The 26,991-nt window shown below is 43.5% G+C and carries 17 protein-coding genes and 1 tRNA gene; 15 read left to right on the top strand and 3 right to left on the bottom strand.

Annotation, left to right across the window (positions count from 1 at the left end; translation table 11 throughout):
* The first annotated feature begins 50 nt into the window (after positions 1-50).
* From dnm_RS13755 to dnm_RS13820, 14 genes are all read left to right on the top strand, one after another.
* Entirely contained in the window at positions 51-2,594 is a 2,544-nt protein-coding gene (locus dnm_RS13755; protein ID WP_207683208.1) for a TIGR03960 family B12-binding radical SAM protein, read from the top strand.
* A 25-nt stretch (positions 2,595-2,619) separates the two neighbouring features.
* Positions 2,620-4,173, top strand: a complete 1,554-nt coding sequence (locus tag dnm_RS13760) for an Rne/Rng family ribonuclease (RefSeq protein WP_207683209.1) — start codon at positions 2,620-2,622, stop codon at positions 4,171-4,173.
* 15 nt (positions 4,174-4,188) lie between these two features.
* Entirely contained in the window at positions 4,189-4,521 is a 333-nt protein-coding gene (locus dnm_RS13765) for an STAS domain-containing protein (protein WP_207683210.1), read from the top strand.
* A gap of 4 nt (positions 4,522-4,525) precedes the next feature.
* Positions 4,526-4,942: an ATP-binding protein gene (locus dnm_RS13770; protein ID WP_207683211.1), complete on the top strand. Its 417-nt coding sequence runs from the start codon at positions 4,526-4,528 to the stop codon at positions 4,940-4,942.
* Positions 4,943-5,632: 690 nt separating this feature from the next.
* Positions 5,633-5,863, top strand: coding sequence for a hypothetical protein (locus tag dnm_RS13775; protein WP_207683212.1), 231 nt, complete (start codon positions 5,633-5,635; stop codon positions 5,861-5,863).
* A 686-nt stretch (positions 5,864-6,549) separates the two neighbouring features.
* Positions 6,550-6,807 carry a DUF2080 family transposase-associated protein gene (locus dnm_RS30885; RefSeq protein WP_246556316.1) on the top strand — a complete coding sequence of 86 codons (258 nt, stop codon included), beginning with the start codon at positions 6,550-6,552 and terminating at the stop codon, positions 6,805-6,807.
* A 63-nt stretch (positions 6,808-6,870) separates the two neighbouring features.
* Positions 6,871-7,308, top strand: coding sequence for a GNAT family N-acetyltransferase (locus dnm_RS13785; protein ID WP_207683213.1), 438 nt, complete (start codon positions 6,871-6,873; stop codon positions 7,306-7,308).
* 875 nt (positions 7,309-8,183) lie between these two features.
* On the top strand, positions 8,184-9,767 hold the full coding sequence (locus dnm_RS13790) for an Hsp70 family protein (protein ID WP_207683214.1): 1,584 nt from the start codon (positions 8,184-8,186) through the stop codon (positions 9,765-9,767).
* Between the two features lie 135 nt (positions 9,768-9,902).
* On the top strand, positions 9,903-10,943 hold the full coding sequence (locus dnm_RS13795; RefSeq protein WP_207683215.1) for a DUF4388 domain-containing protein: 1,041 nt from the start codon (positions 9,903-9,905) through the stop codon (positions 10,941-10,943).
* 180 nt (positions 10,944-11,123) lie between these two features.
* A tRNA-Pro gene (locus dnm_RS13800) sits at positions 11,124-11,201 on the top strand.
* 73 nt (positions 11,202-11,274) lie between these two features.
* Entirely contained in the window at positions 11,275-12,015 is a 741-nt protein-coding gene (locus dnm_RS13805; protein ID WP_207683216.1) for a metal-dependent hydrolase, read from the top strand.
* Between the two features lie 552 nt (positions 12,016-12,567).
* A complete protein-coding gene (locus dnm_RS13810; RefSeq protein WP_207683217.1) occupies positions 12,568-13,206 on the top strand; it encodes a M23 family metallopeptidase in 639 nt (212 codons plus the stop codon).
* Between the two features lie 289 nt (positions 13,207-13,495).
* Positions 13,496-16,585: a methyl-accepting chemotaxis protein gene (locus tag dnm_RS31280; RefSeq protein ID WP_207683218.1), complete on the top strand. Its 3,090-nt coding sequence runs from the start codon at positions 13,496-13,498 to the stop codon at positions 16,583-16,585.
* Between the two features lie 460 nt (positions 16,586-17,045).
* A complete protein-coding gene (locus dnm_RS13820) occupies positions 17,046-18,110 on the top strand; it encodes an ADP-ribosylglycohydrolase family protein (protein WP_207683219.1) in 1,065 nt (354 codons plus the stop codon).
* Between the two features lie 134 nt (positions 18,111-18,244).
* Here dnm_RS13820 and dnm_RS13825 read toward each other — a convergent pair whose 3' ends face one another.
* From dnm_RS13825 to dnm_RS13835, 3 genes are all read right to left on the bottom strand, one after another.
* Positions 18,245-18,646 carry a PilZ domain-containing protein gene (locus tag dnm_RS13825; protein WP_207683220.1) on the bottom strand — a complete coding sequence of 134 codons (402 nt, stop codon included), beginning with the start codon at positions 18,644-18,646 and terminating at the stop codon, positions 18,245-18,247.
* A gap of 802 nt (positions 18,647-19,448) precedes the next feature.
* Positions 19,449-20,363, bottom strand: coding sequence for a glycosyltransferase family 2 protein (locus dnm_RS13830; RefSeq protein ID WP_207683221.1), 915 nt, complete (start codon positions 20,361-20,363; stop codon positions 19,449-19,451).
* A gap of 876 nt (positions 20,364-21,239) precedes the next feature.
* Complete coding sequence (locus dnm_RS13835) at positions 21,240-23,108, bottom strand: hypothetical protein (protein WP_207683222.1); 1,869 nt, start codon at positions 23,106-23,108, stop codon at positions 21,240-21,242.
* A gap of 1,302 nt (positions 23,109-24,410) precedes the next feature.
* Here dnm_RS13835 and glgP point away from each other — a divergent pair.
* Positions 24,411-26,960, top strand: coding sequence for an alpha-glucan family phosphorylase (gene glgP / locus dnm_RS13840; protein WP_207683223.1), 2,550 nt, complete (start codon positions 24,411-24,413; stop codon positions 26,958-26,960).
* The last annotated feature ends 31 nt before the right edge of the window (positions 26,961-26,991 follow it).

Here is a 26,991-nt window from a genome sequence, read left to right on the forward strand (position 1 = left end):
CTCCCTTTGTTTATTAGTTAAATTATATATTTCAGGTTTATATCACAGTAATGAAAATTATTCAAGACATCTTACCTTTGGTAGAGCAGCCGAGCCGATATTTAGGTTCGGAAATAAATACAATCAGAAAAGATCATGCTCAGATGAAACTTCGGATCGCTCTGGCGTTTCCGGATCTGTATGAAATCGGCACATCACATTTCGGGATTCAGATACTTTATCATATTTTGAATGCCCACAAAGATATTGTTGCGGAAAGGGTGTTCGCACCTGGCACCGATATGGAGGCATCTCTCAGGACAGCAGGCGTTCCTGTTGTGTCTCATGAATCCCATAAGCCGATTCACCAGTTTGATATCATAGGCTTCAGCCTTCTTTATGAACTCAATTATACGAATATACTTACGATACTCGATCTTGCAAATATTCCGTTCTTTGCTTCTCAAAGAGATGACAGTTTCCCGCTTATTATCGCAGGCGGCCCTTGTACCTGTAATCCTGAGCCAATTGCTGATTTTTTTGATGCCATCGTGGTGGGGGACGGAGAGACGGTGATGATGGATATGGCACAGATCTGGCTCAGATGGAAGGAAGACACAGATGGCAAAAAAGAGCGACTCTTAAAAATGTGGTCCGGTATCGAAGGGGTTTATGTACCGGCTTTTTTTGATCCGGAATGGGATGAACATGGTTTTCAGACCCTTGTTCCCCGATTTTCAGATTATACAAAGATTAAAAGAACCATTCTCAGTGATCTTGACAATGCTCCGTTTCCGGATGCCCCGATCATTCCTTATGGCAAACCTGTTCATGACCGTCTTCGTCTTGAAATTTCCAGAGGCTGCACAAGGGGATGCCGCTTTTGTCAGGCCGGAATGATATATCGTCCTGTGCGTGAACGATCTCCGGAACGCCTTCTTTCTCTGTCTGATACGGCCCTCGGGACAACCGGATATGAGGATATTTCCTTATTGTCATTAAGCACAGGTGATTATCGCTGTATTGCTCCTCTGATGGAGGCTCTGATGAAGCGGTGTGAATCTGAACATGTGGCTGTGTCCTTTCCTTCGCTCCGTGCAGGCACACTGACCCCCGAGCTGATGGAACTCATAAAAAAGGTCAGAAAAACAGGCTTTACCATTGCGCCCGAAGCCGGAACCCAGCGGCTCCGGGATGTGATTAACAAAAATATCAGCAAAGATGATATTTTTGACACGGTGAATGATGCCTTCCGTCTGGGCTGGCAGGTGATAAAGTTATATTTTATGATCGGTCTTCCCACGGAAACAGATTCAGATTTGGAAGGCATTGTTGACCTTGTGAAAGAACTTCGTAAAATTAAAGGGCCAAAAGGAAAGGCACGCAAAGGAAGTCACCTTAATGTGAGTGTGACCACATTTATTCCCAAGCCTCATACGCCGTTTCAATGGGTCTCCCAACTTCCCCTGGCCAGATCAAAGGAAAAAATATACGGATTACAGGATCAGCTTAAAATGCCGGGAATCCGTTTCAAATGGCAGAATCCTGAGGTCAGTCTGCTTGAGGGACTCTGGGCCCGCGGCGACAGGCGGCTTTCCTCCCTGCTGGTGACCGCGTATAAAAAAGGCTGTAAATTTGACGGCTGGAGCGATAAATTTCGCTATGACTTATGGAAAGAGGCAATTTCAGAAGAAGGGATTGACATCGGGTTCTACACAACACGCAAGAGAGACATGGCAGAGCCACTGCCATGGGACCATATTGACATCGGTGTTACAAAGGATTTTCTGAAAAAAGAATGGGAAAAAGCCCTTGAGGGAAAATGTACCCCGGACTGTCGGGATGGTGACTGTAATACTTGCGGTGTATGTGACTTTAAGCGGACAGAGCCAAAAGTTTTTGGAAAGTTAAACCCGGAACCCGGAAATCGGAACCCGAAACCCGGAACCCGAAATCCGGAACCCGGAACCCGGAACCCGGGATCTCAACCCATTTTTTTTAAAAAGTTTAAGGTATCTTATTCAAAACAGGGTCAGGCAAAATATTTCGGCCATCTTGAGCTTGTAAACATTTTTTTACGCGCCATACGCCGCGCGGGAATCCCCCTTAAATATTCGGAGGGATTTCATCCCATGCCGAAGATTTCTTTTGAAGACCCGCTGCCTATCGGAATGGAAAGTCTGAACGAATCATTTTATTTATTTGTCCCTGATACGGTAAAACCTCAGGCCATAACAGATTTGAATAACTATCTTCCGGAAGGACTTGTGGTGCGCGATTGTCAGCTGGCTATTGGAAAATCACTTTCCAAAACATTTGATCCGTTTGTTTATCTGATCCGGCTAAAACATGGTGTTTTTGATGAAGATAAATTAAAAAGTTTTACAGAACTCCCTGAACTGATTCTTACCCGTATGACCCGAAAAGGGAAGTTGAAAAAAAGAGACTTAAAGGATATTGTCTTAAAAATTGATTTGCCTGATCCGCAACAACTGAAGATGACAGTGAAATCAGAACCAGGAAAAACAGCAAGACCGTCTGAGATAATGAAAGCAGTTTTCGAACTGCCGGAGGAAACAATAAAACAGGCCAGTGTTTTGAAAATTAACAATTGAAAATTAAAGCTGGAAACTTGCCATAATGTATAAACAACTTGTCATAAATGTTACCGACCATGAAACTCGCGTGGCGCTTCTTGAGGACGGAACCATTGCAGAACTTTTTATCAAACGAAAAGGAGATTCGGATATTGTCGGTAACATATATAAAGGGAGAGTCCAAAGAGTTCTGCCCGGTATGCAGGCAGCCTTTGTGGATATCGGCAGGGATCAGGCTGCTTTTATCTATGTTGATGATATTATACGCGATAATCATAATGAATTTGAACAGTTGTTTATTGAAAACAGCGAAGATGATGTTTCAACATCTGAAAATGCGTATAAAAACAGGAGCAAAGAGACTGAATCTCACAGGATAACCCGGGACTGTCACATTGAAGAGCTTATTACGGAGGGGCAGGAAATACTGGTTCAGGTTGCCAAGTCTCCCATAGGCACCAAAGGATCACGGGTAACTTCCCATATATCCCTTCCTGGCCGTTTTCTTGTTCTTATGCCTACATCCGATCATATCGGCATATCCAGACGTATCGAAGATGACACAGAACGAACCCGTTTAAAAGAAATGATTGTGTCTTTAAGGGAAGAACCCATAGGCTATATTGTAAGAACCGCGGCAGAAGGCGTCCAGCAGGAAAAGCTCACATATGAAATGGATTTTCTCAAAAATTTGTGGGAAACACTTCAGATAAAATACAAAAAAGCGCCGGTACCCTCACTTTTACATCAGGAACTGACCGTGAGTCTTCGTGCTGTTCGGGATCTTTTCATACATGATGCGGATAAACTGACTATAGATTCCCGTTCCGGTTATGAATCCATTCTTTTATTTCTGGATACATTCATGCCGACGCTTAAAGACTCGGTCGAGCTATATGAGGGGTCAGAACTGATTTTTGACGCATATAATCTGGAAGGCGATATTTCCCGCGCCTTGAAAAAGAAAGTCTGGCTAAAATCGGGCGGCTACATTGTGATTGAACACACAGAGGCGCTGGTGGCAATAGACGTAAACACCGGCCGCTATGTGGGCAAGCATAATCTCGAAGAAACAATCTTAAAGACAAATCTTGAAGCGGTAAAGGAAATTGCCTATCAGATCCGCCTGCGGGATATCGGCGGTATTATCATTATTGATTTTATTGACATGGCTAAAAAGCCCAATCAGGAAAAGGTATTTAATGCGCTGAAAGAAGCTTTGAAAAAAGATCGCAGCAAGACCCATATCCTCCCCATGTCGGAGATGGGACTGATACAGATGACTCGGAAGCGGATAAAAAAGTCCCTGACCCGAATGCTGTGCGAACCTTGTTTCTATTGCGAGGGGGAAGGATATCTGATCTCCAGGCAATCTATTTGCTATAATATTTTCCGGGAAATACTTCGGGAAGCAGGGGACCTGATGGGAAGCAAGATTACGCTCAGAGCAAATCCGGAGATTGCAGAACTGCTTCATGGCGAGGAAAATCATATCATTGCTTCTCTTGAAAACAGCCTCGGTAAACAGATTATCATATATCCGAATGCTGATTATCATATGGAAGAATTTGATATTTTTGAAATTTTAAAAGAATAAAAACGGGAGTTTAAAATGGAGCTAAGCAAAAAAGATGTTGACGGGACAGTTGTTGTCTCGGTCAGGGGCAAACTGGATACGGTTGCAGCATCGGAGTTTGAAAAATACATTGTCGAACAAGTGGACAAAAGTGAGAATTCACTTATCGTTAATATGAGTGAACTCATTTACATTGCAAGCGCCGGTCTCAGGGCCGTACTGGCCGCCACAAAAAAACTGAGAGAGAAACAAAAAGACATCCTGTTGGTAGGCTTGCAGAAAACAGTTAAGGACGTATTTAAAATCGCAGGGTTTCTCTCTTTCTGCAAAGTGTTTGACACAGAGGAATCTGCCCTTGAGCAGATATAGATCCATGAATTTTCTTTCACAGATAACGTTGCCTGCAACACTCGACAACTTGTCGGAATTTATTGAATCTGTAAAAAGCTGTGCAAAAAAACAGGGATTCAGTCAAAAAAGGATTTCAGAGATAGAGCTGTCGCTGGAAGAGGTGCTGGTAAATATCTTTGATTATGCCTATAAAAAAAATGAGACAGGAGATGTGAAAGTCTCTTACGGGCCTGATGACGATAACCATTTTGTCATTCAAATTGAAGATGCGGGAATGCCTTTTGACATGCTCTCTTTGGATAAACCTGATCTTACTGCTGATGTTTCAGAACGTGAGATCGGAGGAATAGGGGTGTTTCTTGTCAGAGAGTTAATGGATGATGTGCAATATCGTCGGGAAAATGCTAAAAACATTCTGACATTGAAAGTCAGGAATTAAGATGGCTTGCATATCTTTGCATTCAAAAGGTGGCGGCTTTTTCGAAAGCATACGGTTCAGCTTGTGTTCAGATTATGGGGGAGAGGCACCTTCATTGCCTGTCCTCCTGTCTCCCTTTTTCATGGTTTTTTTCAGAAAAATTGTCATCAGACTCAGTGGGCTGAAAGCCACAGATTCAGTATCCGAGGGTAAGCTATATAAACAATGTTATATTTTTTCAAAAGGCGAATCCCTCCTCTTAAAATTTTATTTCAGCACTTCTCTCTTTCCCTCGCAGCCTCAGCGCATCATGCACTCAGTTTTCAGATTTCCGATGCCCCTCAGGCCTGCCTGTTTTTCAGACGGCTTGATTCTGAACAGACAGATATGACAGCAGGTGTTGAAAGAGCGGCTTTCGAATCTATGGCATCGGCGGGGTAACAGTTTTGGGTTTTTACACCGTGCTTACTGCTACACATATGCCGCCCTCACAGGGCTTGCCCGGGTCTCCCCCAAATTCGTTATAATCAGAAAATATATAATCAGGTACTTATTAACTGATGGATATTCAAAAAAAATGCTATAAATAAAAAATTTAATCTTGACCTTTGTTTTATATGATGTTAATTATTTTTGATAGCTATTTTATAGTTACATTATGAAAAATTTATGTAGATTCAAAAAGTTATAATCATATGAATAGAAAGACTGATGAATGAATTTTTTTTAGAAGAGATTGTCAGTTCATCATGGAAGTTAGAAAAATCTGATTTGGCGTTTGAACGGATCAGCCAATTGCATCCAATAGTCTTCCGGAAGATATTCACTCATCTTCTGGCTGTCTGCGAACTGATTATGGGTTTTTCCGTCAATGCCGCAGTTCATGTAATTAAAGATAACATTCTGTCTGTAATATCTGTATCTGTAAAAGAGAGAAAATGATATGAAACGATATGAATTTATCAGAGAAAGATTATATTGAAAGATTACGGATGAAGCTGATCCTTTCTTCTTATAATATTCTGATTAAAGTTTTTTATGGTGAGGCATACTCCGATTTTGAATATAACTCATGAGGCTGTTTGTATTAGTTTTATATGAAAGTGTCAGGTGTCAGGTGTCAGGTGTTTAGTGTTAGGTGTTAAGTGTTAGGTGTTAGGAAAAAATATAAAATTTTCATCGTTCGTTGTGACCGGCAGCTCATGGCCGTTTATATGAAAGTGTTAAGTGTCAGGTGTTAGGTGTTAAGAAAAAATTATAAAACTTTCATGCTGCGTTGTGACCGGCAGGTCATGGGAGTTTATATGAAAGTGTCTGAAGTGACTAAAGTTAATAAAGTGGCAGAAGTTAAAAGTTCTTTCATGTTTCGTTGTGAGCGGAGCGCTCATGGCCGTTTATATGAAAGTCTCAGCTACTCACTTAAATATCAGCTAATTATATTTTTAACTTTCATGTTTCGTTGTGACCGGCAGTTCATGGCCGTTTATAAATATGAGTGGGTATCCGGAGTCGGAACACAGCCAAAATTTTATAACTCACTGTGCTGATAAAACTCATGCCCGGAAAAACCAGAGTCAGCATATTATATTTACCAAACTATTGTTTTAACAAAAATAAGGTTTTGTAAAGTGCCTACTGAAAAAAAAATTAAACATAGTCGAGATTCCGCTTTTAAGCATGATACCGAAAAAACCATCAAAAACAGTGCTGAAAAAAAATCTGAATATCATGACCCTGCTATTGGTATGAACAAAAGTAAGGTGAAATTCGAGATCTACGGCGAAGAGATGATCGAAAAGAGAGTTAAATCAAGCGGGAACAGCGGCAGAGTTTACCTTCCCCCTGACTGGATAGGTCATCAGGTAAAGATAATCAGGATTGATTAACTAACTATTCAATTTTCTCCTGTTTTTAACAGGCTCACAGGGGAGATTTAAAGGAATTTGTCTGTGGATAATATCCTTATAAGAGAATTAAAAATAGAAGATGCGGATGAAGTCAGAAAAATTAATTCGGCTATCACCCAAAAACCTTCCCAAATTGATTTCAAACGAATTATTGAAGAATATGCGGGAAAGAAGGAGAATGCCTGCTTTGTGGCTGAACTTCAGGGCAAAGTGGTAGGATATATGATCAGCTATATTCTTGCAGGAGGTTTTGGTGTTGAGAAAAGCGCATGGATACCCATGGTGGGCGTTGATCCCAAATTTATGGGCCGTAGTATCGGAAAAAGACTGGCTCAGGAAATATTCAATTTTTACAAGAAAGCAGGCATCAAAAATATTTATACCTCAGTGAGTTGGGATTCGGCGGATCTGTTGTCATTTTTTAAAACTTTGGACTTTGACGGAAGCAGATTTATCAATCTTAGGAAAGTCCTTGAATAAAAAGCTAAGATTATGTTTTGCATGCGCCTGATATGCGTGTGAGTCAGTTTTCTGACAATAATTTGCCCTTGAAAAAAAAGAAGCGTTTGTTGTTATATTGGTGGCTTTTAAGTGCGGACATATAATATTTATCTACAAAATCAAAGTGTTTCAATTTCCCATTCCTGTTAATATTTTTTTCCAGCCTCAAATCTGATAATAATTTTCCGATAATTCTTCCACAAATCCGCTTGCAAAAATTTGCGTGATACTGCATTATATTCTTTAAAGGTGTTAGGTGTTAAGTGTCAGGTGTTAGGAAAAATTACAAATTTTTCATGCTTTGCTGTGACTGGCAAATCATGGCCGTTTATATGAAAGTGTTAAGTGTCAGGTGTTAGGTGTTAGGTGTTAAGTGTTAGGAAAAACTGCAAAACTTTCATACTTCGTTGTGACCGGCAGGTCATGCCCGTTTTATATGAAAGTGTCAGGTGTTAGGTGTTAGGTGTTAAGTGTTAGGAAAAACTGCAAAACTTTCATACTTCGTTGTGACCGGCAGATCATGGCCGTTTATATGAAAGTGTCAGGTGTCAGGTGTCAGGTGTTTAGTGTTAGGTGTTAAGTGTTAGGTGTTAGGAAAAAATATAAAATTTTCATCGTTCGTTGTGACCGGCAGCTCATGGCCGTTTATATGAAAAAGGTGTTAGGTGTCAGGTGTTAGGTGTTAGGAAAAAACAGCAAAATTTTCATCATTCGTTGTGGTCGGCAGATCATGGCCGTTTATATAAAAATTTTTCCTTGTCTGATGGCAAACTGCCTGAGCTCAACATCCGAACAGACTTGGGGAAAATGAATATTGTCTGGCTCTGAATGAAAGCAAACCGGAGGACACGATAATGGCGAATATCGTAGAAAAGAACAGCGGATATGTTTTGGGTATTGATCTTGGAACAACAAACTGTGCTGTTGCCGTTTATAAAGGCGGAAATGCCGAAATAATCACTATTGACGGCTCAAAAACCATGCCGTCTGTGATGTCTGTTTTGAGAAACGGTGAGATTCTTGTCGGCAGCCAGGCGAAATCCCGCAGCCTGACAGACCCTGAAAATACGGTAACATCTGTAAAACGTGAAATGGCAAAAGATTGGGGAAAAGAATTTGCAGGACTGCCGGACAGAACATATTCACCGGCCGACATATCGGCTGAAATTCTTTCCAAGCTGATTTCAGGTGTTCGGGAAAATGAAAACATTGATCTTGGCGGCAACCCCAAGTATGTGGTGATCTGTGTGCCTGCTAATTTCAATGACGCACAGAAAAAGGAAACAAAAAAAGCAGGTGAGTTAGCCAATCTGGAAGTTTTACATCTGTTGGAAGAACCCGTGGCCGCTGCTTACGCTTATGCCATGGAGAGAGAGCGCAGCCAGACCATTCTGGTCTATGATCTCGGGGGGGGAACCTTTGATGTCTCTGTTCTCCAGGTGGATTCGACCGAAAGTGAAAATAAAAATTTCAAGGTGTTATCCAAGGAGGGCATACCGAAACTTGGCGGCGACGATTTTGACCGGATTCTCATGAAAATTGCCGCTGAAAAATTAAAAGAAACTTCCGGAATTGACATTCTTGATCTGAAAAAAGACCAGGGACTCAGCCAGAAAAAATTAGGTGAAGCCCAGCAGAAGCTCAAAGAGGCTGTAATGACAGGCAAACACGAACTCACGGAATCTTTGAATGCCAAAGTGGATCTGCCGAATCTGATTCATGATGAGGGCGGAAAACCGCATCATATTGATATGGAAATCACCCGGGAGCAGTTCAATAATGAAATTCGTGGTCTGATATTGCAAACCAAAGAGGCGGTTCAGAAAGCGATGGACAATGCGGAACTCACTATCGGAGATATTGATCGGATCATCCTGGTGGGCGGCTCCACAAAGGTTCCGCTGGTAAAAGAAATGCTGGAGGAAATGTTCGGAAGAGAACCGTACTCCGACACAGACCCGGACACTGCCATTGCGCGGGGTGCCGCAATTCTGGGAGCCACCCTGAATCTGCCTGAAGACCCGGAACTGGTTCCTAAATATGACGGTGACGAACCTGATTTTGGAATTGTTATTCGGAACAAGGTGACACATCATCTGGGTATTGAAGTTGTCGGGGGAAAATTCAGTTGCCTGATTCCCAAAGGCACGGTCATTCCTGAACATGCCCCGGAAACTGCCACCAAAGAATACAGCACACCCAGAGACAATATGACTGAATTGGCCATACGGGTTTATCAGTCTGCTGAAGACGATGCAGAGTATGTGTCATCAGACGGGGTTAAATGTATCGGGGAATTCTTTCTGACCGGAATTCCGCCCAGACCCCGGGGAGAAGAATGTATCACCGTTAATTTTGAGATTGATGATCAGAACCTGCTGAAAGTAAGGGCAAGCAGTTCAGGTTCTTCCAAAGAATTGGAAATCAGGGAATCGTAGTTGGAATTTGGGGTTTGGGGTTTGGGGCTTGGGGCTTGGGGCTTGGGGCTTGGGGTTTGGGGTTTGGGGTTTGGGGTTTGGGCTTTGGGATTCATCAATTATTCAGTAAGTTATATTGAGTTATAGGGGGGAAGAATGAGTTCTTTCGAAGCTATTATTGAAATTATTGGTTCAGATAGCTGTCCTCTTTACAGAGTGGGAGATGAATTTGACTTATCCGGAAAAGCCCTTTTATCTCCTTATAACAAACCGACCTGTCTCATTCTTGCCGGAGATATAATGGCTGTCCTTATTAAAAGTGAAACCATGGGCAGTGATGTTAAAAATATATTTGACTGTAGCGGCTGCACAGGATCAGCCCGGCTTGAATATAAAAGAAAAAAAGAGTTCACGGTTCCTGCTGTCACTGCCAAACATGATAATTATATCGGCACGATTGTAAATTTGTTAAGCAGTTTTTCAGTTTTTAAAAATCTTAATGAGAATGAAATCAGAGATATTGTTTCTTTTCTGAGACTTGACAGATTTGCCAAAGGTAAAATTATTCTGAAAAGAGGAGAACCTGGGAAAAAATTATTCATTATCATAGACGGGAAGGTTGAAGTGCTGGGTGAGGGCGGTGTAAGAATAGCGACTTTAGGAAAAGGAGAGATATTTGGTGAAATGAGCCTTCTCAGCGGTGATCCTGTCACAGCAACAGTAAAGGCTGTGGCGTCTGCAAAAGTTTTATATTTAAACGGTGCGTATTTCAGAAAAATTTTAAAAAGATTCCCGCCTCTTCAAATCCATCTTGCCCGTTTGCTCGCGCGAAGGCTTGCGAAAACAAACGCGATAAGGGCTGAGGATTTTGTATCCGGAATGGTCGGGAGACTTTCGGAAATGCCCCCCTCCGGCCTGTTTCAAGCTTTGAACTTAAATCAGAAAACAGGTATCTTACTCCTTGAACTGTCCAAAGGGCCGGCAGATTTGTATTTCAGAGACGGGGAAATTATCTATGCAAAATACAATGAAAAAAAAGACAGGGAAGCTTTTTTTGAATTATTAAAAGAAAATGAGGGACAGTTCAGATTTGTTCCCGGCCTGCCCAAAAAGCGAATGAATGCTCCCATACTGGGAGATTTTATGGGGCTTTTAATGGAAGGGATAACAAGGATAGATGAGTCTGAAATCGTGTAAAATTAATTGAAAATTGAAAATTGAAAATTGAAAATTATTAATCGAAATATAAAAATATTATTATCCTTAACACCTAACACCTAACACCTAACACCTGACACATTTTCATAAAAAAAAATAACCCGGGTCATTTTTTTTATTGACAACCATCGGCAGATAGCATATAAAACAAAATTCATTCGGGATGTAGCTCAGCCTGGCTGGAGCGCAGCGTTCGGGACGCTGAGGTCGCTGGTTCAAATCCAGTCATCCCGACCATTTTTATTTTATCTGCAAACTTTCCTTCCCTGCTCATCATCTTTTCACAAAAAAACATTAAAAAAATTTTTCAATGGCTGCTTTCAAAACGCATTTGTCTGTGTCCTGTCTGGCAAGCGGTCTGACCGCCACGGGTTTGTTGCTGACAGGTATGGGCAGCCCGCCAAAGGTTTTTTTGTATTTTATGATGGGTATTATCGGCGGCATATTACCTGATATTGACGCTGATAATTCTGTGCCAATCAGACTGGCTTTTGATTTTCTGGCACCTGTCATTGCTTTTCCTGTCATATTCAGCCAAAGTGCGGGCCGCTCAGTGGCCGAACTTCTCCTTATCTGGCTGGCAGCGTTTTTTACAGTGAAATATTTTGTTTTTTATCTTTTTATCCATCTCACTGCTCATCGGGGGATCATTCACTCTGTTCCTGCCGGGGTTTTCTCCTGGCTTCTGACCACCATCCTGTTGCACCGAATTTTTCTTTTTTCAAATTTTGCCGCCTGGATGGGCGGTTTTTTTGTATTCTTAGGTTTCATTATTCATCTTATTTTGGATGAACTCAACAGTTTTGACCTGTCTGAAATGCGGGTAAAGAAATCTCTGGGTACTGCCCTCAAACTGGGCAGCTTCAAAGACCCTGTGGCAACTTCATTGATTTATCTCGCAATTATCGGCCTGTTTTTGCTGTCTCCCAATGCTGAATCTTTTTTTACGGCCATGCTCGATAAAAATCATTATCTTGACATTCCGTTTCTGCCCCGGGAACACTGGTTTCAGGAATTGCACAGAGGGTTTGCAGAGTGGATCAGCAAATAAAACTCGTTCTGCCTCATTGACATATATATTACGAGCCAAATCAGGATTCACCATATTGCCCGTTTCCGTCAGCAGTATGGTCATAGTTCCCTCTGCTTCTCCTTCTCATAAACGGCCATGATCTGCCGGTCACAACGAATCATGAAAGTTTTATAGTTTTTCCTAACACTTAACACCTAACACCTAACACCTAACACTTTCATATAAACGGCCATGAGCTGCCGGTCACAACGAACGATGAAAATTTTATATTTTTTCCTAACACCTAACACTTAACACCTAACACTAAACACCTGACACCTGACACCTGACACTTTCATATAAAGGCTATATTTTTACGAAAAAGGGGAATAAGCACTTTTTGTATCGGGTCTGTTATTTATTTCGAGTTTCCTTACAAAATCCGTCCGGCAGATCACTCGAAATTTATCTATCAAAATCAAGATGATCAGGCAGCAGTATCTTACCGAATTAAATTTGACGGGTATATTTTTATATGATAACCTTCTTCAACTGACATCAGATACAATCAGAAAACTGAGGAGGAGAAGGATGGTGGCGAATTCAGAATTTTATTTAGAAAAAACAAAATTTACTGAATACATGGTGACATATAACCGTCTTGATGAAACAGGATTCAGGGAATGGTTTTTTTACCCGGGAATGGCCTTCAATTCTCCGGAGAAATGGTGGGGAAACGGAGGATATCGTCATTCCCCCCACGAAGGAACAGATATTTGTTTTTACAAAAACAGAAATAATAAGCGACTGAGACTTGATAAAACAGCTAAAATCCCGGCCATGTACGACGGAGAAGTTGTCAGGATTGGCGATGATTTTTTAGGAAAATCGGTTTATATGAGACATGAAATTTGTGACGGCCGCGGAAGACAGCTTTACACAATTTATGGTCATACAACACCTTGTCATCATCTTCATAGCGGCAGTGTGGTAAAAGAAGGAGAAGTTATTGCCACGATCTCAGATCATAAGAAAAAAGTAAAAATTCTTCCTCATTTGCATATCTCAGTGGCATGGGTACCCGTGTCATATCCTTGCGAAAAACTTGACTGGTCAACCATCAGCAATACTGATGTCATTACACTTGTGAATCCCATGGAGGTCATTGCGGCGCATCTGTCTCCGCATGAAAAATCAAAAAAGCAGGCTGCGATATATCAGTATCCGTAACCAGATGAAACCGCGGCCGATCTCGTTCCCACTCTTCGCGTGGGAATGCAGCACAGACGCTTCGCGTCCTGATTTGCCCTGCTGTTCCGGGAAGCTCCGGAAAAAAAAAGTTTCATGTGAAGCGTGGGAACAAGAAAAAGTGTAAATCTTCCATTTGCTGAGTATCGGAATATCCCGAGATCGCTGAAAAACAGAAAAAAATTTGTGACTCTGGCATCAATTGCAACGCTGACAAAAACTTTTAATTTTTAACAAAAACAAAAGCACTCAGTCACGAGGAGGCCACATAATGTTTAAGAATATGCGTATTAAACCGAAATTATTACTGGGGTTTGTCTTCTGCGGGATCATCTCTCTTCTTATCGGAGGGATCGGTTTTGTAAATATAAGCAAATTACACGCCTTAAATGATGAGATCAGCATCGTGCGTATGCCCAGCATTCATGCGCTGCTTGTCATTTCCGAGGCCCAGTCTGCGATTCGGTCCGCGGAACGAATTGTGATAAATAAAAGAATGTCGTCTGAAGACCGCCGAGGACAGTATAAGATCATTGAACACGCCTGGGACCGGGTTGGACAGGCATGGGCCGCGTATGAATTGCTCCCCCAGACACCTGTAGAAACGCTTACATGGAAAAAATTTGTGCCAGCTTGGAATAAATGGAAGAACGAGCATAATAAGGTAATTGACCTGGCAAAAGAAAAAGACAGGGCCATTGACAGCGGACTCGCCAGCGATGATTCCAGAATCATAGAAAGAGATGACCGCCTTTTTCAACTACAGATCAGCACTCGGGAATCCTTTTATTTGGCGGAATCCCTGATTAACGAACTTGTAAAAATTAACACGGAAATCAGCGATAAAGAAGTAGAAAAAAGTAAGATATCAGCAGAGCGCAGTGAGTTTGCGATGATTCTCATACTGACGGTCGGAGTGATATTATCCCTTGTTTTTGGTGTCCTGATTGCCAACGGAATCGCCAAACCGCTCGAGAAAATAACTCTTGCTGCCGGAGAGATTCAGCAGGGGAATCTGGACGTAAGTATCGAACAAAACTCCCGGGACGAGACCGGCCGGCTTGCCGATGCTTTCCGGGGCATGATTCGCGTGTTGCAGAATGTGCAGCAGGAAATAGAACACGTGACAGCCGCGTCTCAGAACGGACAGTTCTCTGTACGCGGCAGGCCGGAGCAGTTCCGGGGCTCGTATGCAGACATCATCAGAGGCATCAACGATATACTGAACGCCATGCTTATGCCCATTGAAGAAGGCAACCGCATACTGGATCAGGTTGCCAACGGCAAAATTGACGAACTGATCACCGAGACATACAAAGGAGATCACGAAAAGATGAAGCAGAACGTGAACAATATTGCCACGGTTCTTCAAGGTCTTCAGACAGAACTCATCCGGCTCACAGAAGTGTCTCAGCAGGGTAAACTTTCCGAACGCGGCAGACCGGAGCCATTCCGGGGCGCGTATGCGGATATCGTGCTGGGTATAAATGGGATGCTCGACGCCATCCTTCTGCCTATTGCTGAGGGCAACAGAGTTCTCCGCCTGATCTGCGGCGGAAATCTTCGTGAGAAATTTGAGATTGACTGCAAAGGCGATCATGAGGAAATGAAGAAAGCCGTCAACGGGGTGCATAAATGGCTTACCTGCCTGATTGCATATGTAACCAGAATTGCAAACGGAGATATGACAGCGACCATGGAAAAGGCATCTGCCGAAGATCAGGTTCATGAGTGGCTGGAACTGATGAAAAATAATATCCGGGCGTTGGTGGCTGATGCCAACATGCTGACCAATGCGGCAGTGGAGGGAAAACTTGATGTCCGTGCGGACGTGTCAAAACATCAGGGAGATTTTGCCAAAATCATGGCAGGCGTGAACAGCACCCTTGACGCGGTCATCACTCCCCTGAAAGTCGCGGCCGATTATGTGGACAGGATCAGCAAAGGAGATATTCCGGAGAAGATTACTGACGAATCCAAGGGCGATTTCAACGAAATTAAGAATAACCTGAATCAGTGCATTGATGCTGTGAACCTGCTTATCACCGAGGCGAACAGTCTCACCGATGCCGCGGTGGAGGGAAAACTTGATATCCGGGCGGATGTGACAAAACATCAGGGAGATTTTGCCAAAATCATGGCAGGTGTCAACAGCACCCTTGACGCGGTCATCGGTCCCCTGAAAGTCGCGGCCGATTATGTGGACAGGATCAGTAAAGGAGATATTCCGGAGAAGATTACTGACGAATCCAGAGGCGATTTCAATGAAATTAAGAATAATCTGAATCTGCTCACAAACGCGATGAATGAGGTGACAGACCTTGCCTGGGAGATTGCCAAGGGAAATCTGACCGCGGAAATCAGAAAACGCTCGGAACAGGACCAGCTCATGGAGACATTGCAAAAGATGGTCCTGGACCTGACCGGAATCGCCATAAATGTTCAGAAGGCGGCTGAAGATGTGGCATCGGGAAGCCAGGAGATCAGCGCTGGCGCACAGACGATTTCCCAGGGCGCGGCAGAGCAGTCTTCGAGTGTCGAAGAGATATCCGGTTCCATGGAGGAGATGAACAGCACCGTGTCCCAGACGGCTGATAATACCAGGGAGACGGCTATGATCGCTGAAAAAGCAGCCACTGACGCGATAGAAGGGGGAAAGGCGGTCGCTGAGACAGTCCGGGCAATGCGGACTATTGCGGAGAAAATCAGCATCATCGAGGAAATTGCCCGGCAGACAAATATGCTGGCGCTTAATGCTGCCATTGAGGCGGCCCGGGCAGGTGAACACGGTAAGGGGTTTGCTGTGGTAGCCGCGGAAGTTCGCAATCTCGCAGTGCGAAGCCAGACCGCTGCCAAAGAGATCGGAAATCTGTCGGGAAGCAGCGTGGCGGTCGCTGAAAAAGCGGGCAGACTCATAGACGATATTGTGCCGGGTATCCGGAAAACAGCGGAACTGATAACAGAAATCAACGCGTCAAGTGCGGAACAGGCCAGCGGAATTCGGCAGATCGCCAATGCGGTCGGGCAGCTTGATCAGATCACCGGACAGAACGCTTCGGCCACTGAGGAGATGGCTTCCACGAGTGAGGAACTCTCAGCTCGGGCTTACCAGCTCCGGGAGGTGGCCGCTTTCTTTAAGACAGATGCCCGGGAAACACAGGAAACATCGCGGCATCTCCTAACTCATGTATCTCGCTCAGTTTCGGAAAAAGGCCGGAAAGTGCCACATAAGGATAAGCTTAGGAATAAAACCAGGATAAATCCGGTTACCGGAGATGTTTCTGATAATAAAAATATAAAAGGAAAAAGCATATCCTTAAATATTAACGAACCTGCTGACAGTGAATTTGAGGCTTATTGAACTGGGATTTCCGATGACCGGAAAACGATGCCCGCTTGCCAAACTGCAAGTTTGGCACTCCGGATTGATTTTTTCAACTAATTCTGACGGATTTTGTTAATCTGTTATGTTTCCGAAAGTACAGGGAAAAAGGATAAGAAAGGGAAGGCGTATTTTCCTTTTCTTATCCTCCTTCCTTGTACTTTTTGCAGGAGCATATCCTTAAATATTAACGAACCTGCTGACAGTGAATTTGAGGCTTATTGAACTGATATTTCCGATGGCTGGAAAACGTTGTCCGCTTGCCAAACTGCAAGTTTGGCACTCCGGATTGACTTTTTTTAACTAATTCTGACGGATTTTGTTGATCTGTTATGTTTCCGAAAGTACAGGGAAAAAGGATAAGAAAGGGAAGGCGTATTTTCCTTTTCTTATCCTCCTTCCTTGTACTTTTTGCCGGACTGCCGGTAGCTTGTCGCATATGAAATCAAAAGCACATTCAATCACAGGGTGTCTCCTCGGCACCGCGGTCGGAGACGCTATGGGTCTGTGTTTTGAAAATCTGTCCAAAAAAAGGCAGGCCCGTATGTTTCATAACAGAGGAGATTATCATTTTTTTTTCGGAAAAGGAATGGTGTCCGATGACACGGAACACGCGTGCATGTTGGCACAGGCACTGATTTTTTCCGCGGGAGAACCGGAAAAATTTATCCGAAAGCTTTCCCGGAGCTTCCGATTCTGGCTGCTGGGATTACCAGCAGGGGTCGGCTATGCCACACTGAGATCAGTTCTGAAACTCTGGCTCGGATTTTCAGGCCGGAAAAGCGGTGTATTCTCGGCCGGCAACGGCCCTGCCATGCGAAGTCCGCTGATCGGTGTCTGTTATGGTCATGACATCCACAAAATGAGAGAATTGGTTCGGTGTTCCACGCATATCACGCATACGGACCCGAAGGCCGAGTTCGGGGCACTTGCGGTTGCGTTGGCCGCACATATGGCCAGTCAGCAGCATGATGTCTCACCATGGCACTATTATAAACAACTGCAAAATTTTCTCAGGGAAGAAGGAGCAGGGGAATTCCTCAGACAGATAAAACAGACGGTCATCAGTGTTGAAAAACATCATACAACTGAATTTTTTGCTGAGTCAGTCATCTCAGACAAAGGCATCAGCGGATATATATATCACACTGTTCCCCCCGTGATTCATTGCTGGCTGACGCATCAGCATGATTTTGAGAAAGGAATCAGAGAGATCATTCGCTGCGGGGGCGATACTGACACAACCGCGGCTATTTTGGGCGCAATTATCGGTTCTTCCACAGGAACGGACGGGATTCCTCAGAAATGGCTGGAGGATATGTGGGAATGGCCTCGGACAAAAAATTGGATGAGCCGCCTGGGAAATCAGTTGGCAGAAGTTTGTGAATCAGGTTCCCCCCGATCACCACTGATCCTTCCGTTTTACGGAATCATCCTGCGTAATCTGATGTTTCTGATCATTGTTCTTTTCCATGGATTGCGGCGATTATTGCCACCTTACTGAAAGACTCCCAAAATGTTACGTTGAAAACCGTAAGAGGCTCTCTCCGTAATCAAAAATGAGATTTCGTGTGCAGGCCTGTTCCCAAATTAAGGGTTAGAAACAAGGGAACACATCAAAATCACATATTATTTCATTTATGCATTGTATTGAGGGGCCAGACCTGTGGTGTAGTCTGCAATAAAAAGTCCCAAATTCGCCCGATGTCTTTCCGTGATATCTCCGAATTGTATTCCGCATCGCTTTCTGATGATGAAGGAATTTCCCAATATGGAATCTCCGATATCATAAACAACCGTACATGGTATATCAGACATCTGAAAACCGGTTCCGGCCAAAAAAATACCCGCCTGCAAAAATTCTTCTTTTGCATTTCCATTTTCGTTTTCATCTGTCGCATAGTCTGTAAGATACTCGAAGGCCAGACCTCCCATGCTGATATCTCTGATTCTTCCGATTTTAGGGAGTCTTCGTCCGAGTGTGGCAAACGCATTTTCCCGTACTAAGAAACGGGTTGTCTTTCTTCGTTCATTTCCCATTTTTCACCTCCTGACTTTTCCTGATGGTAATTTTAACTGTTTGTGTATATTGAATAATATTTATCCCGCCCGGTATTTGCTGACAACTGACAGAAGGTTTGAACAGCGCCTGTTCGGCGGGAGGCTATTCGTCTCTTCTCATTTTGGCATGTATGTTTACATTTCCTGGTTTGAATATTCGGAAGTATCCGAATTTTGAATACAGTCCGATAATGTTCTGTTTGATAATTCTATGATATTGTACTTTAAAATTTGATGTTATGTGCTAAAATGAGCATATGGAAGCGTTTCCCAGGCGTTTTTCAACACGCTTTCCTGCGAATTTTCGATTTGCTGAAACTATCAAATTTTGTATTCAGATTATTAAAGAAAAGGTTACAAATAGGTTACAGATTCGAAAAAAAGTGAAAAATTTGTGATTTTTTAAAAGAAGAGATTTTTTGAATCAGTCTGTCCGGCAGGGGACATTTTTCAGCAGAGCAGGCACAATATAATTAAGTACCCGATCAAAAGTTTTTTATAAATCTTTTTTTTCCGTGAACCGCGGAGAAACCCGGCTTTTTCCTTCAGCGGAAGCGGATCATTCCGGAAAAAAAGCCGGGTTTCTTTCCTTGGCAAATATCGAAAACTTATGGTTAGATACTTAACAAAAGCTTATAATCAAAATGGTTAGGCAATTTTCAGGAATGGACATACCAGTTCGTCGTTCCGCGTTCAGGCGGTGAAAGACCGCGTGAACGCGGAATGACGAATTGAAAGCCGGTATGTTTTTTGCCAGAAACCACCTTAGGGATCGCTTTTTTCAGTTCCCAAATGGATATTTTGGCAAATTTTCAACATATCCATCTGTACTGCAATACAGAATAAACGTATATAATCCTTTGAAATAATTTATTATTTTTTCTATTTTATTATTTTCCGCTAAAATGATTTTTAAAAGTGTAACTAGCAGATTTTTAGTCTCACTAATGCAAAAAAAGGGAAATCTTTTTCTAAACCTTTTCATGATAATAAGTCTGTTTCTTATCTGATAAAATACCCTCATTGAATTATGTTCGGTAAACTCAAAAAAAAGGTTTTTACTCTTTTTTCCTAATGAGTGTCGGAGCAGGGCATTATGTGATAACAGAATCTTATAACCTTTTTCCCTTAATCTGAAACAGAAATCAAAATCTATATAATCAATAAAAAGTTCACCATCCATAAACCCGATCTTTGAAAAAATATTTTTCTTTACCAAGGTTCCCGATGTGATTTGAAAATCTACAAACGCGTCTTTTTTTGGGGTAAAAATTTTTTTAAGCGAAAATTTATTATAGATGAGTGATGGCAGATAATTGTCACTGTTCTTATCATATACGACGGGTACAACCTGAGCGATAAGATTTTTATCCGCGGAACGATTATAAGACCGAATCATATTTGATACCATATTCTCATCTGAAACAGCGTCCTGGTCAAGCAGTAAAATCCAGTCATTTTTAATTTCCAAGGCTTTGTTTATACCGATATTCAGTGCGTTTGCCAAACCAATATTGGTCTTATTTTTGAAATAATCTATTTTTTTGTCAGGATCGCGGTAAGCGTATCTGTCATTATTTGTACTATTATCAACAATAAATATTCTATCTGCCTGACTGTAAATTGTCTCTATGCAACGATACAATGCACTGAAATCATTATATGCAATTATAATAGCTGTGACATTATCTTTCATTTTTGAATAAAATCTTCCCTGTGTCAGCAGATCGAAAAGTTTCCGGGCGGTGCGCGGGACAGGGGAGAAAACCGGGGGTTTTCTCCGGACGAAGTGACCCCCGCCGGAAAAACCCGGGTTTTTTCCCCGTCGGCCCTGTCCGCCCTGCGAGGGCCTGAAAATTTTTTCGATCTGTTGTGTGTGGTTAATATCGCTACAAACATGCCACTCCCACGGAGCTTGGGCAGAAATGCAGAAATGTAGGGTGGGTGTAGCGAAGCGAAACCCACCATCTGAGCTACAAACATGCCGTTCCCACGGAGCTTGGGCAGATATGCCGTTCCCACGGAGCTTGGGCAGAAATGTAGGGTGGGTGCAGCGAAGCGAAACCCACCATCTGAGCTACAAACATGCCGCTCCTACGGAGCTATTTTGCCGGACGGGGTTTGCAACCCCGTCCGGAATATTTTCGGATCGCCGCCCGCAAACGTTTCGGACGGGGTTGCAAACCCCGTCCGGCAGCCGTCCCGCATTCTTAGCCTGATGCATATGGGCTTGGCCCGTCTCGGCCTCTCTTATAAATCATTTATATAATTAAAAAACTAAAGTTTCAAGTTCCGAGTTTCAAGTTTCAAGTTTCAAGTTTCAAGTTTCAAGTTTCAAGTTTCAAGTTTCAAGTTTCAAGTTTCAAGTTTCAAGTTTCAAGTTTCAAGTTTCAAGTTTCAAGTTTCAAGTTTCAAGTTTCAAGTTTCAAGTTTCAAGTTTCAAGTTTCAAGTTTCAAGTTTCAAGTTTCAAGTTTCAAGTTTCAAGTTTCAAGTTTCAAGTTTCAAGTTTCAAGTTTCAAGTTTCAAGTTTCAAGTTCCGAGTTTCAAGTTTCGAGTTTCGAGTTTCGAGTTTCAAGTTTCAAGTTTCAAGTTTCGAGTTATCTGAATAATTCTGCCGCCCGGAATGGCTTCCCATCCCCAGTTTCTTCCATAGGTCTCATATCTTAACTCATGCACTGATCTCGCCATAACCCAGTAATATATAAGCCTATTAGCGGAATCTCTGTCCCACTTCTTTAAAACAAAATTCTGAGCGTTCTGTTTTTCTGTCTCGTCAAGATATCCTTTGATAAATGAAGTTGTGACATATCTATGCCATAAATTCAGTATGATGATGAATTCTTCGTTCAATCCGGGGATATCAGCCTCATCTGCGGCGTATTGCCCCGCTAACACCAGAGAGGCTTTCCGCTGTCTTTCGTGATCCTCAGAATTTTCGTGATCTAATCCAAGGTGATCATAAAGTGTTGCATTCACCATATACCAAAAACCCTGAATCATACCAGCCAAATCGGTCAGCAGATTTTCACGGGAATCATAGGCATTGCTTACATAATCCTTTGCAGGAGGCCCCTCAAAGTCCACCCATTTTATCATTTCTGCAAGCTGAGAAGCCTGATGACGTGTTTCCATATCACTTCCTCGTTGAATCGAACTCAGGAATTCCTCTATCTTCCCGGAATCACCGAACCATGATCTGATTAACCCCTGGTCCCCGTGAAGGTCCCCGTGAACCTGAGCTTTCATCATAATGCCTTCAAACTGCCGAACACGGTCAGTTACTCTTTTTTTGAAATCAGCATCAGGATGATCAAGTTTATTTGTCAGTTCGGACAGCGTGTTTTCGTGGCATTGTTCCCTGTTTCCGCATCTGAGCGTTGTCATTGCCTGGTCAAAATCATTCAGAATTTTACCAGACCAGCGGGAAATATCATCAGAACTCGCAAGTTCTGCACTGAATCCGGGTCTTCCGCTGTTTAAAAAAGCCGTATGCATATGAGAAATTGTCCTGGCAACCTCATCTGCAAAAAAACAGATTCCCTTTATCTGCTGTTTAAATTTCTGGAGATACTCCCCCGGTTTAATGGTCTTCAGCTCACTGAGCAACTGGGACAACGTTCTGGCAAAAACTTCTCCCACCTGTCCCTCGGCCGATACAGCTTCCATCATTATATGAATAGGAAATTGTTTTCCGTTCGGATGCTGATAATATGCGACACCATACAGTTCAGGAATATTGGAATACCCCCCTGCTACAAGTGCTTCATATCGTCGGACTTCAGGATTGGGAAGCCACATTTTGCCCTTTTGAACAAAAATTCCTCTCATGTCTTTGTAAGTCTTGCTCACCATGGCCTGCCTGTCTGTCCCGGTCATAGTCAGCACATTGGAGGAAGGATATTTCATGGGAAGCGGCCGGACAGTTAATCGGGTGTCATCAATACCGGTCAAAGCAGACCCGGCAGGATGAAAACACACATTCCCGCCCCGTGACGTTCGGATAATGCCTGATTTTCTGTAGTGATGAATAAGTGCTTTTTGAAAGATAAGCGAATGTTCTGCAAAAGAAATATAGCGTTTTCCATCTGAAAGCTTTAATACAAAATTGTCATCTTCCGGTATTCCGCTGACAGTTGTTGAAGAAATAACCACCGGGATAAAATAGTATTTTATCAGGTTCCTGTTTCTGATTCCTTTTAATTCAAAACGTGCGATAATCCCTTCTGCAATCTGATTGCTGTCAGCAGCGAGCCGGAACGTATCTTCTATGGTAATCCCCTCAATATTGGTATTTTTTTCCACAAACCATCGTTTTGCCCTGATCTGATGACGCAGATAAGGAAGACACAATCCCGGGTCAGCATCCGCCCGGGGGCAAGAGAGTTCAATATCAGTCAGCTTTAATTTATGCTGAGATTTTTCAATAGGAAAATTTTTCATTTTTTGTTCAGCCTGCCAAAGTAAAAAAGCACCTTAATCAAATTTTCTTTGTCATTCCTGCGACAGCAGGAATTTGCTTGCAATGCCACGAAGGCACGAAGTCTCACAAAGGCTCCCTGTGTCCCCGTGTCTCCGCGGCATTGTCTTTTCAGTTAAAAAAAAATTGCACGCGGTCCGGCATTTGAAAATATCACGATTTTCCGGAACGGCGGGGGCATCCCCTGAATCCGTTAAAAAAAAATTGCGCGCGGTCCGGCATTTGAAAATATCACGATTTTTCGGAACGGCGGGGGCCTTCCCTGAATCCGTTATAATCAGAGTTTTTTTTCTGTCATTCCTGCGAAAGCAGGAATGACAGGCTTTTTGTTCGAATCGGGTCAAAAAATTTGATCATCGAGGATATAAGTACCTAACCATAAATTTTCAATATCTGCCCGGGAAGAAACCCGGCTTTTTTCCCGAAATGACCCGTCGCCCGTGAAGGAAAAAGCCGGGTTTCTCTGCTGTTCGCGGAAAAATATCTATAAAAAATTTTTGCTCAGGTACTTAAGACCTGCGAGGTTTCGGAAACCTCGCAGGTCTCAGGATACCGAAAAACGTTTGTCCAAGTGTTTATAAACTCAAAACTATTAAAAAACAATAAGCATTTTAAATTAACATCCTTTTTTCATCACCCAAAAGAAAGGAACCATCATTTTTTTGCTTTTCAGTTGTTAAAAATTATGTTAAATAAATTAATTTTAGTATGTCTGAACATTTTAAAATAAAAGATATTTTCTGATTATAACGGATTTAGGGGAGGGCACAACATCCTGAAATGACTATATGTCAGAATGGAAAATCTGTCCGTCACGGGGTTCCGGGAACCGGAAATTCAGGATATTTGTTTTCCCGGAAACCGACGTTTTCCGGGAATGTCCGTCCGGCTTTCTGCGAAAACGGAAGGTCGCGCGCAGCCTCCCGAAATCGGAGCCTCCCCTGAATCCGTTATAATCAGGATATTTTTTTATGTCTTATGCCAACCTGAGCCAGGCCGTCTTAATCACCTATTTTCATTTGCCCGCTTTCCGGTTGCCCTGTTGCCCCCCTTCGACAAGCTCAGGGCACGCCGCCGTTCCCGCTCCCTGAGCTTGTCAAAGGGAGCGGGAACGGCGTGCGGACAAAATCGGATAAAAAATAATGGCAAAAAATGACATTTTCAGACGGCTCAAATTTGAGCCGTGCCCGAGAAAATAACGCGCTTCAGGCAGACTGTCCCGAGGTCGTCACAGCTTATAAACACTTAAACACAGAGGACGCAAAATGAGTCATTTACAAACATTTCAAATATATCCGGATATTCCCGAATCTCTCTCTTTTCTTGAGGATCTGTCCCGGAATCTCTGGTGGTGCTGGCAGCGAGACGCCATAGAGCTTTTCCGCCGTATTAATCCCCAGGTATGGCGTCAGAGCGGGGGAAATCCCATTGCCGCGGGAACTTATATTTCCCAGGAATATTTTGAAAATGTGGCAAAGGATGACAGTTTTCTGGCACATCAGCAGCGGGTAAAAGAAAGCTTTGAAAGTCAGGTGCTTGCCCCTGTGGATCGGTCAGGATATCCTTTTGGAGAGCATGGAACAATTGCTTATTTTTCCATGGAATTCGGAATTCATGAAAGTATTCCGCTGTTTGCCGGAGGTCTCGGGATACTGGCCGGAGATCATCTGAAAGCAGCATCAGATATGAGTCTTCCCCTGGTCGGCATGGGGCTGCTTTATCGGGATGGTTATTTTCGTCAGTTTCTTGACCCCGAGGGATGGCAGCAGGAAGAATATCCCACCACCAATATTCATTACCTTCCCATAAACAAGGCCAGAGATCAGGCTGGTAACAAAATATCTGTTTCGGTTAGCGGACCGGACGGCGACATTCATGCAGCGGTCTGGCAGCTCCGGGTGGGCCGTATTCCTCTCTATCTGCTTGACACCAATTTGCCGGAAAACCCCCCCCAGATCCGGGAGATTACTGCCAGACTCTACGCAGGTGATGAAAAATTACGGGTGGCCCAGGAAATACTTTTGGGAATTGGCGGGATGCGTGCGCTTTATCTCTTGGGAATCCCTCCGATGATATGCCATATGAATGAGGGACATTCCAGCTTTGCCGCGTTAGAACGGCTTGCCCAGATGATTTCAACCTATAATATTGATCTGAAAACTGCCATGGAAATCGTTCCCCGAACCACGGTCTTTACAACCCATACCCCTGTGCCCGCGGGACATGATGTCTTTCCTGCCGATCTTGTCCGACCGTTTCTCAAACCATTGGAGGGACGGCTGGGAGTTTCGGTTGATGAGATTCTGTCATGGGGGCAGGAACCCGGAGCCGGTAAGGATAGCCCTGTTTCCATGTTTGTCCTGGGACTGCATATGGCCCAATACCGAAACGGTGTGAGCGAGCTGCACGGAAAAGTGGCGCGGCGCATGTCATTTCATGTCTGGCCGGAGATACGCGAAGAGGAAATTCCCATTACTCATGTCACGAACGGCGTTCATGTTTCATCATGGATATCCCAGGAAAACGCGTTATTGTTTGAAAGATTCCTCGGTCCCAAATGGCATCGCTATCCTCTGACTTCGGATATCGTCAACCGTATAGACGAAATTTATGACGAAGAATTGTGGCGCGCGCATCAGATGTGTCAGTCCCGTCTCATACGAACTTGTCGGATGCTGATGCTGAAACAATATGCCCGGCGCAATGCTCCCAGGGCGATGATGGAGGATGCGGAAACGGTGTTGGAACAGGGAATACTGACCATTGTTTTTGCCCGGCGATTCGCGACATACAAACGGGCGCATCTTCTCCTCAGTGAGCCGGAACGCCTGGAAGCGATGATCAGATCCAAAACCCACCCGGTGCAGATTATCTTTGCCGGTAAAGCCCATCCCAAAGATCACCAGGGAAAAGACCTGATAAAAAATATCGTCCAATTTGCCCGCAAGTTGGAGGTGCGTCATCGGGTGGCTTTTGTCGAGGATTACGATATCCATCTGGCGCGGCATCTGGTACAAGGGGCAGATGTATGGCTGAACACTCCCCGCCGCCCCCATGAGGCATGCGGCACCTCCGGCATGAAAGCGGCCATTAACGGCGTACTCAATCTGAGTATTCTTGACGGATGGTGGTGCGAGGGGTATAGCTCGGAATCTGGCTGGCGGATCGGCAACGGGGAGGAATATGATGATCATGCGTATCAGGATGCGGTGGAGAGCCGGGCGCTTTATAATATTCTTGAAAACGAAGTCATCCCGTGCTTTTATGAAAAAAAAGGCGGAAACGCCCCCACTCAGTGGGTGAAAATGATGAAATCTTCAATGAAAATGGCGATCATCAACTTTTCCAGCCACCGAATGGTGGCCGACTATGAAAGGCAATTCTATATCCCCGCGGCCGAGCGTCTGAAAACCTTACTCGAAAACGATGCGGCAGAGGCAAGGGCTCTGGCTGCCCAGCGCCGGCGTCTCCGATCTCTCTGGCCTCATATTCATATAAATCCTCCCACAAAAGATAAACACGGTCCTTTCCGAGTGGGAAATCTTTTTAATGTAAGGGCTGAGGTGTATTTGGGAGAACTCCTTCCTCATGAGGTACTGGTGGAGATTTATTATGGTATCATGAAATCCATAGATGAGATGGGTTCGGGCAGTGCCCGGGAGATGAACGTAAAAGAGGACCGCGGAAACGGGAACTATTTGTATGAATGCACAATAAATTGTGAATTATCAGGTCGTTATGGTTTTACTGTCAGAGTGATCCCCCGGGGAGATGACCGAATCAGGTTTGCACCCGGACTTATCACCTGGACATAAATACCAGCGAGCAAAACTAAGGGAGCTCGAA

It is taken from the genome of Desulfonema magnum, from assembly GCF_017377395.1.
GTDB classification, from domain to species: Bacteria; Desulfobacterota; Desulfobacteria; order Desulfobacterales; family 4be13; genus Desulfonema_C; species Desulfonema_C magnum.

Bases quoted from the DNA above. Each gene is read 5' to 3' on its own strand.
- dnm_RS13755 (WP_207683208.1), top strand. From the start codon at position 51: ATGAAAATTATTCAAGACATCTTACCTTTGGTAGAGCAGCCGAGCCGA.
- dnm_RS13760 (WP_207683209.1), top strand. From the start codon at position 2,620: ATGTATAAACAACTTGTCATAAATGTTACCGACCATGAAACTCGCGTG.
- dnm_RS13765 (WP_207683210.1), top strand. From the start codon at position 4,189: ATGGAGCTAAGCAAAAAAGATGTTGACGGGACAGTTGTTGTCTCGGTC.
- dnm_RS13770 (WP_207683211.1), top strand. From the start codon at position 4,526: ATGAATTTTCTTTCACAGATAACGTTGCCTGCAACACTCGACAACTTG.
- dnm_RS13775 (WP_207683212.1), top strand. From the start codon at position 5,633: ATGAATGAATTTTTTTTAGAAGAGATTGTCAGTTCATCATGGAAGTTA.
- dnm_RS13790 (WP_207683214.1), top strand. From the start codon at position 8,184: ATGGCGAATATCGTAGAAAAGAACAGCGGATATGTTTTGGGTATTGAT.
- dnm_RS13795 (WP_207683215.1), top strand. From the start codon at position 9,903: ATGAGTTCTTTCGAAGCTATTATTGAAATTATTGGTTCAGATAGCTGT.
- dnm_RS13805 (WP_207683216.1), top strand. From the start codon at position 11,275: ATGGCTGCTTTCAAAACGCATTTGTCTGTGTCCTGTCTGGCAAGCGGT.
- dnm_RS13810 (WP_207683217.1), top strand. From the start codon at position 12,568: ATGGTGGCGAATTCAGAATTTTATTTAGAAAAAACAAAATTTACTGAA.
- dnm_RS31280 (WP_207683218.1), top strand. From the start codon at position 13,496: ATGTTTAAGAATATGCGTATTAAACCGAAATTATTACTGGGGTTTGTC.
- dnm_RS13820 (WP_207683219.1), top strand. From the start codon at position 17,046: ATGAAATCAAAAGCACATTCAATCACAGGGTGTCTCCTCGGCACCGCG.
- dnm_RS13825 (WP_207683220.1), bottom strand. From the start codon at position 18,646: ATGGGAAATGAACGAAGAAAGACAACCCGTTTCTTAGTACGGGAAAAT.
- dnm_RS13830 (WP_207683221.1), bottom strand. From the start codon at position 20,363: ATGAAAGATAATGTCACAGCTATTATAATTGCATATAATGATTTCAGT.
- dnm_RS13835 (WP_207683222.1), bottom strand. From the start codon at position 23,108: ATGAAAAATTTTCCTATTGAAAAATCTCAGCATAAATTAAAGCTGACT.
- glgP (WP_207683223.1), top strand. From the start codon at position 24,411: ATGAGTCATTTACAAACATTTCAAATATATCCGGATATTCCCGAATCT.